General features: G+C 32.5%; 15 protein-coding genes. 3 read left to right on the forward strand and 12 right to left on the reverse strand.

Annotated elements, in window-relative coordinates:
* Positions 1–13: 13 nt before the first annotated feature.
* Complete coding sequence (locus tag IDG64_RS09435; protein WP_000590838.1) at positions 14–754, reverse strand: ABC transporter ATP-binding protein; 741 nt, start codon at positions 752–754, stop codon at positions 14–16.
* Positions 755–1,095: 341 nt separating this feature from the next.
* Positions 1,096–1,608: a DUF4242 domain-containing protein gene (locus IDG64_RS09440; RefSeq protein ID WP_000171919.1), complete on the reverse strand. Its 513-nt coding sequence runs from the start codon at positions 1,606–1,608 to the stop codon at positions 1,096–1,098.
* A 178-nt stretch (positions 1,609–1,786) separates the two neighbouring features.
* On the opposite strand from IDG64_RS09440, the gene IDG64_RS09445 reads away from it, so the two are divergent.
* Complete coding sequence (locus IDG64_RS09445) at positions 1,787–1,990, forward strand: hypothetical protein (protein ID WP_000356963.1); 204 nt, start codon at positions 1,787–1,789, stop codon at positions 1,988–1,990.
* Positions 1,991–2,340: 350 nt separating this feature from the next.
* Here IDG64_RS09445 and IDG64_RS09450 read toward each other — a convergent pair whose 3' ends face one another.
* Positions 2,341–3,300, reverse strand: a complete 960-nt coding sequence (locus IDG64_RS09450; protein ID WP_001013481.1) for a cation diffusion facilitator family transporter — start codon at positions 3,298–3,300, stop codon at positions 2,341–2,343.
* Positions 3,301–3,946: 646 nt separating this feature from the next.
* Positions 3,947–5,434 carry an aldehyde dehydrogenase family protein gene (locus IDG64_RS09455; RefSeq protein ID WP_000290402.1) on the reverse strand — a complete coding sequence of 496 codons (1,488 nt, stop codon included), beginning with the start codon at positions 5,432–5,434 and terminating at the stop codon, positions 3,947–3,949.
* 426 nt (positions 5,435–5,860) lie between these two features.
* On the opposite strand from IDG64_RS09455, the gene IDG64_RS09460 reads away from it, so the two are divergent.
* The gene (locus IDG64_RS09460; protein WP_001237005.1) at positions 5,861–6,244 is read left to right on the forward strand and encodes a YbaN family protein; all 384 of its coding nucleotides are present in this window, start codon (positions 5,861–5,863) and stop codon (positions 6,242–6,244) included.
* A 6-nt stretch (positions 6,245–6,250) separates the two neighbouring features.
* A complete protein-coding gene (isdI, locus tag IDG64_RS09465) occupies positions 6,251–6,577 on the forward strand; it encodes a staphylobilin-forming heme oxygenase IsdI (protein ID WP_000480603.1) in 327 nt (108 codons plus the stop codon).
* 64 nt (positions 6,578–6,641) lie between these two features.
* Here isdI and cap8P read toward each other — a convergent pair whose 3' ends face one another.
* The 8 genes from cap8P to cap8I all read right to left on the reverse strand — a co-directional run.
* Positions 6,642–7,787 (reverse strand): type 8 capsular polysaccharide synthesis protein Cap8P, encoded by a 1,146-nt coding sequence (gene cap8P, locus IDG64_RS09470; protein WP_000723452.1) that lies wholly within the window; start codon positions 7,785–7,787, stop codon positions 6,642–6,644.
* 76 nt (positions 7,788–7,863) lie between these two features.
* Positions 7,864–9,126, reverse strand: a complete 1,263-nt coding sequence (gene cap8O, locus IDG64_RS09475; RefSeq protein WP_000779491.1) for a type 8 capsular polysaccharide synthesis protein Cap8O — start codon at positions 9,124–9,126, stop codon at positions 7,864–7,866.
* Between the two features lie 53 nt (positions 9,127–9,179).
* Positions 9,180–10,067, reverse strand: coding sequence for a capsular polysaccharide type 5/8 biosynthesis epimerase CapN (gene capN, locus IDG64_RS09480; protein WP_001230669.1), 888 nt, complete (start codon positions 10,065–10,067; stop codon positions 9,180–9,182).
* Entirely contained in the window at positions 10,067–10,624 is a 558-nt protein-coding gene (gene cap8M / locus IDG64_RS09485; RefSeq protein ID WP_000825098.1) for a type 8 capsular polysaccharide synthesis protein Cap8M, read from the reverse strand. Before cap8M ends, capN begins: the two co-directional genes overlap by 1 nt.
* A 10-nt stretch (positions 10,625–10,634) precedes the next feature.
* Positions 10,635–11,840 carry a type 8 capsular polysaccharide synthesis protein Cap8L gene (cap8L, locus tag IDG64_RS09490; protein WP_001291008.1) on the reverse strand — a complete coding sequence of 402 codons (1,206 nt, stop codon included), beginning with the start codon at positions 11,838–11,840 and terminating at the stop codon, positions 10,635–10,637.
* 33 nt (positions 11,841–11,873) lie between these two features.
* Complete coding sequence (gene cap8K / locus IDG64_RS09495; RefSeq protein ID WP_001238807.1) at positions 11,874–13,112, reverse strand: type 8 capsular polysaccharide synthesis protein Cap8K; 1,239 nt, start codon at positions 13,110–13,112, stop codon at positions 11,874–11,876.
* An 8-nt stretch (positions 13,113–13,120) separates the two neighbouring features.
* Positions 13,121–13,678 (reverse strand): type 8 capsular polysaccharide synthesis protein Cap8J, encoded by a 558-nt coding sequence (cap8J, locus tag IDG64_RS09500; protein WP_000636147.1) that lies wholly within the window; start codon positions 13,676–13,678, stop codon positions 13,121–13,123.
* Positions 13,675–14,947: type 8 capsular polysaccharide synthesis protein Cap8I (gene cap8I, locus IDG64_RS09505; protein ID WP_206171311.1), on the reverse strand; the 1,273-nt coding region annotated here is incomplete at its 5' end. The genes cap8I and cap8J, both read right to left, overlap by 4 nt.

Here is a 14,947-nt window from a genome sequence, read left to right on the forward strand (position 1 = left end):
CGTCACTCACTCCTTATAAATAATATTCAGGTTCAACTTGATGATGATTCAATGCAAATGTTTCCATAATTTCATTACGAATCTTAAGTAGGTGGCTATCATTACGACTGCGTGGATGTGATGCTGTAATTTCATATTGAGAAATAATATTGCACCCTTCACCTAACAGAACAATGCGGTCGGAAAGATAAATAGCTTCATCAATGTCATGCGTCACTAAAATAATAGTTGATTGCGTTTTATGTTTTAGTTGCACTAGTTGATCCTGAAGTTTATAACGTGTAAATGCATCTAATGCACCTAATGGCTCATCCATCAATATAACGTTAGGCTTATGCACATGCGCTCGACATAGTGCCACACGTTGTTTCATACCCCCGGACAGTTGCTCGGGAAAATGCTTTCCCCTGTCTTCTAAATCAACTAATTTAAGCTGTGCGTTAATCTCTTCATCACTAATTTTCTGTTGAAATCCAATCCTAATGTTGTCATTAATCGTTTTCCATGGCAGCAAATTATGATGTTGAAATAGCATTAAACAATCTGGAGATGGCTGTTGTTTAATTTCGTTATCAATAATGACACGACCAGACGATGGATGAATAAATCCACCGATAATATTGAGTAAAGTAGACTTTCCGCAACCACTTTTCCCTATGAAAGTGACTATTTCTCCCTTGCTAATGTCCAAATTAAAGTTATGAATTACTTTATGTGATCCAAAGTGATGTTGTAATTGTTGAATTTTAATCATGACAAGCCCCCTTTTAATCCCTACTATTTTAATAGGAATTAAGTGTATATCTAAAGGGCTATGCCAAACACAGCCCTTATATCGTGAATTGTTATATCTATAGATGATTATGGTTTGGTATGAGTGCTCTTATAACATAAGCGTTATTCAATTAACGACGTTATATTAATTTCAGCTCTACTAAATTTCAATAAAATGATTGTTTTAGACAATACTTGCATTTAGTTCATTAGTTTCTTCATATCAACTACTTACATTTATAGCATTGAGCTATTCTAATTAACTGCAATCGAAATCCATGTCAAACCTAAATACATATATCTCATCAACTTGTTGTCTTATTAAAGTTTTTCGATGCCATCAATCGGTGTATCAACTGCTTTGCGCGCGCGACGTACCGCTTCTTCATCAGGTGCGTTGTATAAACAAATACATTTAGACATATCTTCACATACATATGTGCGTTTAAATTCAACTTCTGGCACTTCTTCATAATGAACAGAATTTTTCTTTTTACGTGCTAAATATTGATCCATCGTAATGCCTTCCGGAATGTTCCAAGTTACAAGGTAATCAACATGTGCATCACCATTTTTAACTTCATCTAAATCTTTACCAACTAAGCGTACTTCTTTGACTAATTGAATACTAATATCTGCTTCTGTTAAAAATTGTTTAGCTTCTGCTTCGTCATTTGCTTCCACAATAAAATAACCATGAGTTAAATTTTCAGTAGCTTGTACTTCAATTAATGTTGGAATTGTCTTCGTAGATAGTGATGCTGCCTTTGCTTCTAGTTCTTCTTTCGTTGATGCAAAATCAAGATTGTTAGCTTCTAATAAAAATAATGTCATTAATAAGACCTCCTATAACAATGGTTGAAAAAATATTACTATAATTCTTATCGGATTACAAGGATATTGAGCGATTTTTTTAAATATTTAGATAAAATTCTGTAAAATATATTTTCAAAGAGTATAAAAATCATGTTAGGGTATAAGTAAATAAACATATATATAGGGGGCTATCATTATGGATAAAGAATCTGTCGTAGCAAGTTTAGCTAGAAACAAAAAGATTGCTGTAGAAACAATGGCCGGTCAAAGATACATCATAGAACGCATTTTACATACAAATGATGAAAAACATATTCATATTTTGAAACCTAAAGATGTCGTGTTAGATGTAGATAGCATCAAAGAAATTGACGAAAATCATTTAAATGATGCAACATAATCCAAAACAAACGTGGGAGTGGGACAGAAATGATATTTTCGCAAAATTTATTTCGTTGTCCCACCCCAACTTGCACATTATTGTAAGCTGACTTTCCGCCAGCTTCTATGTTGGGGCCCCGCCAACTTGCATTGTCTGTAGAAATTGGGAATCCAATTTCTCTTTGTTGGGGCCCACACCCCAACTTGCATTACCTGTAGAATTTCTTTTCGAAATTCTCTGTGTTGGGGCCCCTGACTAGAATTGAAAAAAGCTTGTTACAAGCGCATTTTCGTTCAGTCAACTACTGCCAATATAACTTCGTAGAGCATAGAACATTGATTTATGTCCCAGCCTGTACAATGTTTTATTTATGTTAATTTGTCGAAGTATGGCTCGTCTAATGGATTCAATTGCAAGTTTTCAATTTGCAACGTTGAATGTGCAATGCCATATTTTTCTTTCAACAATGATGATACTTGATCAATCGCTTGATAATCATCACCCTCATATTTTTTATCTAACACAACATGGGCACTTAATGAATAATGCTCTGTTGTAATACTCCACAAATGAAATTCATGTACATCTAATATGCCATCTATGTTTTTAATATCTGCCATAATTTGATCAGTATCCAAATGTTGAGGCACACTTTCCATTAAAATTAACCACGCATTACGCGTAATTTTATAACCACCACGTAAAATGATGAGTGAAATTACAATACTAATGATTGGGTCGATGATGCGCCATCCTGTAAAGTAAATCAATACAACTGCAACGATGACACCAATAGAGTTCAATAAGTCTCCCATGAAATGCCATAATGCACTTTGAATATTGATATTGTCTTCTTGTTTTAAAGACCTTACAAGGATAATTGTCAAAATAATATTAACGAGTAAACCAATACTAGCAATCATAAACATAATGCCACTTTCAATTGGTTGCGGATAAATAATACGTACAATAGCTTCATATAAAATCCAGATTGAAATTACAATTAATGCTAAACCATTTAAAAATGCAGCTAATATCTCAAATCTTAAATATCCAAATGTGTATCGTGCAGTCGGCTTTTTACTTGCAAAATAAATGGCCAACATAGATAAACCAAGTGCTAATACATCACTAAGCATATGAAATGAATCTGACAGTAATGCCAATGAATTAGATACTAAACCTCCGACAAATTCAATCACTGTAAATAACAATGTGATGATTAGTGATGCCCACAGCGTCTTTTTAGAACTTTGTTGAATTTTTTGATGATTGACATGATGAAAATATTTGTATCTGTTTATCGTATTCGCCTTTTTCCCATTCATACGTTTGCCACTCCTAAATAAATGCGTCGTATTTAATATTGTCGCTTTTAAAAATAATTCTTTATAGCTTCTCAGATTAATATTAATGCTTCCGTAATTAACCATAATTTATACACCATCGTTCTTCACATGACAACTCATTAATCTTTACCCTTTATACCTTTATGTAATATCACCTTGGAAAAACTTTTACAGCACACTCGCTCTTTACTTTATCCCTATCATATAGAAAATTTTAATAATGTACGAGATTATTGTGTTAGTTACATAAAAATGACAAAAAAGTATCTCAAATTTATTGTTTAGTTTCATTAAGTTCAAAAAATCACAATAACTTTAATGATTGTTCCACATATTAAAACAAACGATGACTTTGCATATTGAACTTCATATTTCTAAATCACCATAATTAATAAACAACTCTGTCCTTATAATAGCCGCATCGCAAATTAGCATAATTAAAAAAAGCAGTAAGATGATTTGCAATTAAAAACCATCCTACTGCTATTATTTTAGTCATTATATCCTAATATCATGATACGTGTTCCTATATATTTTGTTTTGCTTAAAATCTAAACAACGCCGTTAAATGTTAAGACTTACCGCTAGACTGACCTACAAACACGCTTCAGAAACGATATTTATTCTAGTACAAACCTTTTAAAGCATTGCTTGTATCAATATAAATATTTTTAACTTGTTGATAGTTACTTAACGCACCTTTATAAGTTTCTCGACCGATACCTGATTTTTTATAACCACCAAATGGTGCGCCTTCTGGTACTTGGTTGTAAGTGTTAATCCAAATACGTCCTGTACGTACAGCTTTAGCAATATTTAATGCACGTGTGATATTTTGAGAAAATACACCGCCTGCTAAACCATACTCAGAATCATTAGCTATATCAATTGCTTCTTGATCGTCCTTCACTTTAATAACTGTTAACACTGGTCCAAATATTTCTTCTTGTGCTAATTTGTGATGATTGTCTGGCACAGCAATTAATGTCGGCTCAAAGAAGAACCCTTTATCTAATCCATTTTCAGTTAAGCGATGACCGCCTGCTAAAATTTGTGCATCTGATTCTTTTGCTGCATCAATATATGATTGAATTTTATCTAATTGATCCTTACCAGTTTGACTACCCATTTGTGTAGCTTCATCTTGTGGGTCTCCAACTTCAATATTTGAAAATGCCTCTTGTAAACGTGGCACCAATTGATTATAAATTTTTTCATGAACTAATAATCGAGAACCTGCACTACATACTTCACCTTGGTTGAATAAAATACCTAACTGAATACCTTCAACTGCAATGTCTAAATTAGCATCATCTAATATGATATTGGCGCTTTTACCACCAAGCTCTAATGTAGCGGGTACTAGATGTTTTGCTGCAGCTTCGGCAACTTGATAACCTACATCAGTTGAGCCCGTAAATGATAATTTATCTACACCATCATGATTGAAAATTGCATTACCTGATTCTGAACCTTTACCCGTTAGTATATTGACAACACCTTTAGGTAATACCTCTTGGAAAATTTTAGCAACTTCCAATAAACTTAATGGTGTTGAAGACGAAGGTTGAACCACAATTGTATTACCTGCAGCAATGGCTGGCGCAATCTTCCATGCAGCTAATAGCATTGGGAAGTTCCAAGCAACAACAGCACCTACGACGCCAATCGGCTCATGTCGTACGATACTCATTGTGTCTTTATCGATATCATTCACTGTACCTTCTTCTGTTTCAATAACACTTGCGAAATAATGGAAATGTCTTGCAGCAAATGGAATATCAATTGCTGTTGTCTCACGAATCGGTTTACCATTATTTAATGTTTCAATCATTGCAATTTTATCTTTTTGTGCCATTAATTTATCACCAATATCACGCAACATTTGTGCACGTTCTGATTTAGAAGTTAATGACCATGATTCAAATGCCTCTTGCGCCACTTTGACTGCATGATCGACATCTTTATCTTTTGCTCTTGTAATATGTGATAGTGTTTCTCCAGTTGCTGGATTAGTCACTTCGATTGTTTCGTCACTGCTACCTTTAACAAATTCCCCATTGATAAATAAACCATAATTCTCTGCAATATAATCTCGAACGTTTACTGCCATATTATCTCTCCTTTGTTTATTGGCTATAATATAAATCTCTTAGCATCATATTTAATAATGCTTTTAAACGATATGATTCACATTATATAGTAAGCGTTTACATTTTATAAAATAATCAGCTCACAGAAGTCTCATTTTTAAAACTTTTGCGTCGTTTTTGCACATAAAAATAATCTTATTTTCGAAAACATATTGCACTTTTCAAAAATAAAACACATAATATAACTATAATACTTGAGAACAATTCTCATTAAATAGTTTGGTTGTTATGAAAGTTATGCTTAAAATGCGTTAATAGGACAAGGATAATTCAACAACGTTTCATTTTACTGAGTCATTGCACTTATCATACACATTATATTTAGCATGATTTATATTACTAAAACAATATTACATGCGCATTAGTACTAGAATGGAGTTTTTTCAATGCGACTTATTTTAATCGTTATTGGCTTAATATTTACAGCGCTTGGTATTGCAGGTGCCGTATTACCTTTACTGCCAACGACCCCTTTTTTACTCGTAGCAGTTTTTTGTTTTGCTCGAAGTTCAGATCGCTTTTACAATTGGCTTATTAATCAAAAAATTTATAAAGAATATGTAGAAAACTTTTATTTACATCGAGGCTACACGCTACAACAGAAAATTAAAATTTTAATTAGCTTATACATTGTAATAGGTTTTTCAATTTATATGGTGGATGTTCTTGCAGTCCGTGTAGGATTAATCATAATGGTTATCATACAAACCGCTGTACTCTTTACATTTGTAAAAACATTACCCAAATCAAATAATAAAATAGAGGAGTGATTGCCCATGTTTATGGCAGAAAATAGATTACAATTACAAAAAGGCAGTGCGGAAGAAACGATTGAACGTTTTTACAATAGACAAGGTATTGAAACTATTGAAGGCTTCCAACAAATGTTTGTCACTAAAACATTAAATACCGAGGATACAGACGAAGTTAAAATCTTAACTATTTGGGAATCTGAAGATAGCTTTAATAATTGGTTGAATTCCGATGTATTTAAAGAAGCTCATAAAAATGTACGTTTAAAAAGTGATGACGATGGACAGCAAAGTCCAATATTATCAAATAAAGTATTCAAATATGATATTGGCTACCACTATCAAAAATAAATATATTAAAAACCCCTAGTCACCGCTGGTTGTCTAAACCAACTTCATGATTAGGGGTTTTTTATTATTTGTGACGTAAAGGTACGAATTCATCCGGCTTGTCTGTGCGCAATCCAAAATAATATTCTATTGCTTCACAAATACGTCGTGATGCTTGTCCATCACCATATGGATTATTCGCTTGACTCATACGTTGATACGCTTCATCATCCTCAATCAATTGTTTCACATTTCGAACAATATTGTCATAATCTGTGCCAATTACTCTCGATGTTCCCGCCTCAACGCCTTCGGGACGCTCTGTATGATTCCTTAATACCAACACAGGTTTTCCAAATGTAGGAGCCTCCTCTTGAATACCACCAGAATCTGTCAGCACGAGGTACGATTGATTTGTAAAATTATGGAACTCAATCGCATCTAATGGCTCAATTAATTCAATCCGATTTCTCCCAGATAAATATTTTTCGGCAATCGCTCTTACCTTTGGATTACGATGCATTGGATAAATGAAGACAACATCTTTATATTCATCTGCCAAATCTCTTACTGCTTTAAAAATCTGATGCATCGGTTCCCCAATATTTTCACGACGATGCGCTGTTAGTAAAATAACTTTCTTGCCTTTATGTTTATTAATAATCGTTGAAACAAAATCATTTTGAACTGTTGTTGACAATGCGTCAATAACTGTATTTCCAGTAATAAAGATACGCTCTTTGTCTTTGTTTTCAAAAAGTAAATTTTTAGCTGCAATTACTGTTGGCGCAAAATTCAATTCAGCAATATTACTTACCATGACTCGATTTAACTCTTCAGGAAATGGTGAGTATTTCTGATGTGTTCGAAGTCCAGCTTCTACATGTCCGACCGGAATTTGATGATAAAATGCTGCCAAACTTCCTACAAAAGTCGTTGTAGTATCACCATGTACTAAAATCATATCCGGCTGTTCCTCATTAATGATGCTATCAAGTTTAGCAAGCGCATTCGCCGTAAGGCCTGCTAATGTTTGTTGATCTTGCATAATATTTAAATCATGATCAGCTTGAATATCAAATATACTTAACACACTATCTAACATATCTCTATGTTGTGCTGTAATCACAATGTTCGCTTCAAAGTTCCCATTATGATCAATTTCTTTTACTAATGGTGCCATTTTTATTGCTTCGGGTCTCGTACCGAAAATAACCATAATTTTTTTCATAACATTATCCTCTCTGAAGTTCAAACACATGACAGCTTATCTTTCCTTAATCATGTATGCCCTAGTTTGACACATTTTATTTGTCGATAAAATTAAATATATTGCCATAATTATAATACGATACATCTTCAAATGATGATTTCACAACATTTTTTGTATCAAAAATCACTTTATGCTTCATTTTATCAAAATGACTGTCCGATAAATTTTTAAATTCTGAGTGATCACTTAAAATCAATACTAGCGATGCGTCTTTGACAGCATGTGACATATCATGTTCCACAAAATCTAATTCAACATGTGGATCATAAGCACATACTTCTATGTCTGGTTCTTGATTTAATAGCTCATAAATATCAAATGCTGGTGATTCTCTTATATCATCAACATCACCTTTATAAGTTAAACCAAAGACTGTGACTTTATTCCCGCTCAACGCTTTGATGATTTGCTTCGTTGTATCAACAACATAGGCCGGCATTGAATTATTAATTTCACGTCCAGTTTGAATTAACTTTGCATTTTCAGGGTCTTTAGCAATAATAAAGTACGGATCAACAGCTAAACAATGACCGCCTACACCTGGACCAGGTTGATGGATATTAACACGCGGATGTTTGTTTGCCATTTCAATCACATCTAATACATTAATATTTAAGTTGTTGCAAATTTTTGTTAATTCATTAGCTAAAGCAATGTTCACGTCTCTATATGTGTTTTCCATTAGCTTACTCATTTCAGCAGTACGTGCATCTGTTTCAATCATTTCTCCCTGAACAAATGTGCGATAGACACGTTTACCCGCTTCAATACAAGCTTTAGTCACACCGCCAATGATGCGATTGTTATGAACTAATTCTTCTAAAATTTTTCCTGGCAGTACACGTTCTGGACAATGCACTAAATAAATATCTTCACCTATTGTAAACCCTAAATTTTCAATGACTGGTTTTACAAAATCATCCATCGTTTTAGGCGCAATTGTCGACTCTACAATAATAGTATTCCCTTTTTTTAAAAATAGTAAAATACTATCTAATGCACGCATAACTAGCGAAATGTCACATGACCGGTACTGATCATCATTATTCGGCGTCGGAACGGCAATGATAAAAACATCAGATGCTTCTGGCGTTGTAGATACCTTCAATTTTCCCGATGACAGAACCTCTTCATAAATCTCTTGTAATCCAGGTTCTTCAATACTAATTTGACCACTTTGTAACTTATCAATCGTTTGCTGATTAATATCAACACCAAGCACATCGACGCCATGCTTTGCAAACATAATTGATGTTGGTAAACCAATATAACCTAAGCCAACTACTGTTAACTTCATACTATAACCTCCAAATAAAACGATTTGTATGTTGATTTTATTTAATAGATGACTTATGCCTTATCTTTGGTTGTCGTTTCATCCATGATGTCCGCAATAACAAGTGACATTTTTCCAGGAATAACTTCAAGTGCATTATTATTTTCATATAACGTATTGCTGTATATTAAATTGCCGAATAATTTTCTAAAGACCGACAACTTATTAAAATACTTATTTAGCATTGAAGGCATGTTGATCAATACCGTTTTACGATGTGATTGGCGACGTATTTCATACATTACTGACGATGTATCAAAGTAAAAACTATCTTGAGGATGATACACGCCTGTCACTTCTAATGATATTAATTGATCAATAAATGCTGTCAGATGTTTAATATATAATGCACTGCGCTGATTGTTAATATTGGGAATGATTGGCAGTCGCTTTGACAATTGCATTAACCGTTGGAAATTTCCTGGGCAATGTGCACCATAAATCATTGGTGGTCTCACAATTGCTACTTTAAACGAATCACTAATCAACTCTTGTAATGCTTGTTCAGCGAACTTTTTGGAAATACCATAGTTGGTCGTAGGATTCATTGGTGTTTGTGTATCAATTTGATCTGATTTACCAACATGACCTTCTTTTCCATAAACTGCCATAGTACTCATAAAAATAAATTGTTTAACGTCTTCAGCTTTAGCCTTTTGTGCCAATTGTTTCGTCAGCAACATATTCACTTGCATATAATCAGATAGCCTTGCTTGAGGTGAATTGTTGTGAACCAAAGCTGCTGTATGAATTAAAACATCATAATCTTTGAACGAGGTCGACTTCCATAATTGATTCCTAACATTAATTTGATCTACTTGATGTCCTTGTTCAATAAGCTTATCTTTTAAAGCATTACCGATATATCCATGTACGCCTGTAATTAAAATATTTTTTCTCATTAGTGATGCACACCTTCTGAAGTAACGATATTTTTAATTGTTTTATATATGATATACATATCAAGCATCATAGATTGATGTGTTAAGTAATAATGATCATACGCTACTTTTTGATCATCAGTGATATCATCTCTCCCCATCACTTGAGCTAGTCCTGTCACACCTGGTCTAATCGTATGCACGTTCGCTTTTGTACGTTTTTCGATTAATTCGTATTGATTATAAAGCGCTGGTCTAGGACCTACAATTGACATTTCTCCTTTTAAAACATTCAATAATTGTGGCAATTCATCAATAGAGGTCTTACGAATGACCTTCCCTGTCTTTGTTATATACGATGTTGAATCCATTAAATCAGTTGCAACATTAGGTGTGTCTATTTTCATTGATCTAAACTTATAAATATTAAACAATTCATTATTAATCGTCGGTCTTTTTTGTTTGAAAATGGCTGGTCCAGGTGATTCCATTTTAATTAGTAATGCTGTAATTAACAGAATCGGACTTAAAACTACTAAACCATATATTGAACTCACTACATCGAATAATCGCTTCATAATTATCTCCTCACTTCAACAGATTGTAATACTTCATAGTATTAATTTCTCTCGTATATTTATCTTTAAACAGTTGATGTGCGCGCTCACCCATCTCGTGCAATTCCTTACTCGAGTGAGTGTTGATGAAGTTATAAATGGCATGTGCATCGCCATTATCAATTTGGATACCCGCATCATATTGTTCAACATGTTGAACGATATCAGATTGCTTATCCATGATGAGTACCAACGCTTTCTTAGCTGCAAGATAGCCATAATTCTTGCTCGGCACGCCTAAACCGACGCCTTCTTTAATCAGCGATGCAATACATACATCCGCAATTTTTAATACGTCAGCATAGTCTGTACCTGTTAAAAACTCAAACATTTTAACATTTTCAATACGATGGTCTTCTATTGCCGTTTTGACATCTGCAAATTTCTTACCATGACCACAAAGTATTGTTAACGTTTGAGGCTGATCCTTATTTAATTTTAAAAATGAGATAAGTGTCTCCATATCCTGTAACTGCCCCATATTACCGCTATACAATAAAATTTTGTCGTATTGCTCACGGCAAGCTTTAAATGTGTCATTATAGATACGATTGTCTTGTAACTGACGCATGTCATACCAGTTAGGAATCACATGAATATTGTCAGCATTTTTAGAAATTTGATGATTTAGTAAGTAGTTTTTCATTTCCGTACCAAGGACAATGACATTTTCAGCATTCTTGTAGACATGTCTATTAATGTAACGCATCAGTTTATCAATCATGCTACCTGGACGAGTTGCACCTGTCTTAATCGCATTATCAGGTGCTATATCATACACCACAAAAGAATATTTTTTCTTAAGCAGTCTGTGTAAAATGTCTGGTATTAATGGCAAGATTGGTGGATTAGAGTAAACAAGAATCTGATCATATTTCAACATTTTAGGTATATTAATCACGAATTTTGAAAATAAACTAAAGAAATTGATGATCCTTCCAACCTTACTTTTGTTATTAAACCTCGAATACTTGAGACGTCGAATGCGAATTCCACGATGCATCTCGGTTTTAGCAACCTGTTTATGATTACTATATTCATATGGCCATCCACACATGACATCGACATTAATGTGATTCGCAATTAAATCTTCCGCCAATTGAGTTGGTAACGTCGCAGAAGATACATATTCCGGATAAAAATACTGACATAAAATCAAAATCTTTTTTTCACTCATCTAATCGACGTCCTTTTTATTAATGAATTTAGACTAAGAATTTTTGAACTGTTTATTTTTAGCAAAATAATAGAGTGCTATGAAAAATATCATGTACGATACGATTAAAACAATTGTATTAATAGATACAAAGTTTAAAAAAGTTAAATTAAGCATTTTTGATATAACAAATGTTGCAGTAGTACCTATTAAAAATAACGCTTGTAGTATTAATTCTAACTGTTGTTTTTGTAATACAATCACAGAAAGTGATACCGTTGATACAATCAGCCTTATAACAAATAATGGGATAACAATTTTTATAACTGTAATTGCGTCAACCCAGCTGTGTCCTAATAATATATTGACTAATTCTTCACTGAACAAATAAAGTGGCACATAAAGAATTATAGAAACTATAACCAGTATGGAACTAAATTTAAGTAATAAATTTCGGAAGTTACCATGTTCAATATAATAGTCATTGGCTTGTTGCATAAATATTTTTGATAACCCTAATGAAATAATTGTCACTGGTATGCCTAGTACTCTTATGGCCATACCATAAATACCCACTTCTGTATTGGTATACAAAATACCTATAAAGAACACAACAACCGAGAAAGACAAACTATTTAATAATATTGATGGTGTTGAATAAACTAACTGATTTTTATTTTCTAAAAATAATGCTTTAGTTTCTTCTTTATCTCTCACAATATTAAAGTGCTTTTTAAACGTTTTATATCCTAGTGTAATGCCTGCGATATAGGATAATGAAAAACCAATAATTAATCCTAAACTTCCTAATGCTAAAAGTCCGAAAATGATTTGAAGTAAAGCCATTGATCCAGCTCTAAACACATTAATCAAACTTAACACTTTATACTTTCTTTCCTTATTTAGATAATTTGTAAAAATGTTTGTTAAACTTACCAAAAACAACATAATAATAATGAAAATAAAATCTAATATAAAGTTTGGGTATAAACATGCACTAATCGCAAATATTGGTATCAGTATTAATAAAATAAGCAATGATATCAAAAAACTGATTTGTGAAAGTATATTAGCACTACGGTCATTTTTGGTATTCACAATCAACAAATCGTATCTTGCATTTATTATTGGTATTAAAATCATTGCGATATTTGAAAAAATTGTAAACTCACCAAATTCTGTAGGTGAATATAGTCTTGTAATAATTGGGGTAGTGATGATTAATATGACTTGAGCGATGCCACTGCTTAAAATCATTAAAAACGAATCGCCAATAAATTTATTTAATCTCATAATTAACCTCAGATTTTCTTGATGATTTTCGCTGGATTGCCACCTATAACAACGTTACCTTCTGGAAAACTTTTTGTTACAACCGACCCAGCCCCTACAATTGTATGTTCCCCCAATTCTACTCCTGGTAATATAACTGAGTTCATTCCAATCCAACTATAATTCCCTATTTTGACATCTTCACCTGGTGCATGTGACTTCAAATTTTTAATATTATGATTAGCTGTAATAATACCTACGTTAGGCGCTATATAAACACCTCTACCTATATATATAACTGCTGAAAAATTATTAAAATACGTCCCGGGCGATTGAAAAATATGAATATCATTTTTATCAAAAACAATGTTATTAGGGTTATGCATTCTAACAGTTATATCTGCAGGAAATGGCAAACTCATATTTATTCCTAACAACTTGAACGGAACAGCTTTCCACGCCCATAACCATCCAGCCACTTTATTTTCAAAATAATATCCAGTTAAATATTCTTTCTTATAAAATAATAATAGTGGTGTATTCATTAATCTAAATATTTTCGATTTCATAAATGTTTTTACAATCATTCTATCCCTACTTTTTTAGTAAATTTTTTTATTATAATGCCTGGGATAATAGCTATAACATATACAACTAAAATCATAGAAATCAATGTGATTAATGGTGTCGGGTGACTAAAAATACTCGTAATAAGTCTCATATAAATATATGTACCAATAAATATCACTTCTAACGAATGACTCTTCCGAATAATATACTCACTCAGAAATGCAAAAAAGATATTTGCAATTAAATTCAAATAGAAGAATAAGGGTCCAAAATAAATAATTCCATATCCAGCACTCGAAATTAGATGACCAGTCAATTGTTTACTACCATATATCAATTGGTTAAAAAGTTGGCTAGTAATCAACTGCTTTTTATCTAAAAAGAAATTAAACCCAAAAACAGCTCTGGTATTATCGAATAAATATTGTTTGAACGAACCATTATAGTAATTCAAATAGTCTATAGAAGCTGCAATATTGCTAGGTCCATAAAAATATGACTGCAACGTGTCAACTATTTTAAGATTACTTACACTTGTACTATTTAACGCCTCGCTATACGAACTATAATTAAACACATACAATTCTTTATATAGTGTCATCAATGCTAATACGAAAATACCTACAGATATAATAATGATATTGATACGTCTTTTATGCTTAGAAAACAAGATTGACACCACTGTTAAAACAGCAACCATTGTATAAAGTTGATAACTTCTTCTTTCACCAACAATTAAACTAATATTTAAAATTCCTATAGCTAGCGGTAATACAACATAAATAATTTTAGGATTCTCTTTATACTTTTTATATGAAGCATATGCGATTATTAAGAATAATAACGCTAAGGCAAGTTGAAATAGCATTACAAAAAGAACATTTAAACCACTTGTTGCTTCGGTTCCTCTTCCCATTGCATCTGTTTTAATAATTAAAAATGATATGTTTTTGCGCACTTCGGGAAAAGCTACAAAAATCCCACAAATAACAAGACCAAACACAATGTAATAAATTGATGATCCAGAAAGTGTAAAGCTATTTCTTGATACCTCTTCATGTTTGAATAATTTAGATAGTATCAATATAAATAGCGAGCCTATGATAAACTCCACACTCATATAAATAACCGCTTGATTAAAATAAGCTTGTCCTAATGGCAAATTATCTATAGTTGAATCCTGGAAAAACACTATCATAGCAGGTATAAATACTAATCTAAGAAAACCTAAAACATCGTATACAATTTTCGAAAATTTAAAATTCGGATTATTCGAGAAGCTTATA

Origin of the sequence: Staphylococcus sp. EG-SA-15, from assembly GCF_017151895.1 — a bacterium.
In the GTDB taxonomy this organism is placed as follows: domain Bacteria; phylum Bacillota; class Bacilli; order Staphylococcales; family Staphylococcaceae; genus Staphylococcus; species Staphylococcus aureus.

What these genes read in the sequence shown, in the direction of transcription:
- IDG64_RS09435 (WP_000590838.1), bottom strand. Translation starts at nt 754, where the DNA reads ATGATTAAAATTCAACAATTACAACATCACTTTGGATCACATAAAGTA.
- IDG64_RS09440 (WP_000171919.1), bottom strand. Translation starts at nt 1,608, where the DNA reads ATGACATTATTTTTATTAGAAGCTAACAATCTTGATTTTGCATCAACG.
- IDG64_RS09445 (WP_000356963.1), top strand. Translation starts at nt 1,787, where the DNA reads ATGGATAAAGAATCTGTCGTAGCAAGTTTAGCTAGAAACAAAAAGATT.
- IDG64_RS09450 (WP_001013481.1), bottom strand. Translation starts at nt 3,300, where the DNA reads ATGAATGGGAAAAAGGCGAATACGATAAACAGATACAAATATTTTCAT.
- IDG64_RS09455 (WP_000290402.1), bottom strand. Translation starts at nt 5,434, where the DNA reads ATGGCAGTAAACGTTCGAGATTATATTGCAGAGAATTATGGTTTATTT.
- IDG64_RS09460 (WP_001237005.1), top strand. Translation starts at nt 5,861, where the DNA reads ATGCGACTTATTTTAATCGTTATTGGCTTAATATTTACAGCGCTTGGT.
- isdI (WP_000480603.1), top strand. Translation starts at nt 6,251, where the DNA reads ATGTTTATGGCAGAAAATAGATTACAATTACAAAAAGGCAGTGCGGAA.
- cap8P (WP_000723452.1), bottom strand. Translation starts at nt 7,787, where the DNA reads ATGAAAAAAATTATGGTTATTTTCGGTACGAGACCCGAAGCAATAAAA.
- cap8O (WP_000779491.1), bottom strand. Translation starts at nt 9,126, where the DNA reads ATGAAGTTAACAGTAGTTGGCTTAGGTTATATTGGTTTACCAACATCA.
- capN (WP_001230669.1), bottom strand. Translation starts at nt 10,067, where the DNA reads ATGAGAAAAAATATTTTAATTACAGGCGTACATGGATATATCGGTAAT.
- cap8M (WP_000825098.1), bottom strand. Translation starts at nt 10,624, where the DNA reads ATGAAGCGATTATTCGATGTAGTGAGTTCAATATATGGTTTAGTAGTT.
- cap8L (WP_001291008.1), bottom strand. Translation starts at nt 11,840, where the DNA reads ATGAGTGAAAAAAAGATTTTGATTTTATGTCAGTATTTTTATCCGGAA.
- cap8K (WP_001238807.1), bottom strand. Translation starts at nt 13,112, where the DNA reads ATGAGATTAAATAAATTTATTGGCGATTCGTTTTTAATGATTTTAAGC.
- cap8J (WP_000636147.1), bottom strand. Translation starts at nt 13,678, where the DNA reads ATGATTGTAAAAACATTTATGAAATCGAAAATATTTAGATTAATGAAT.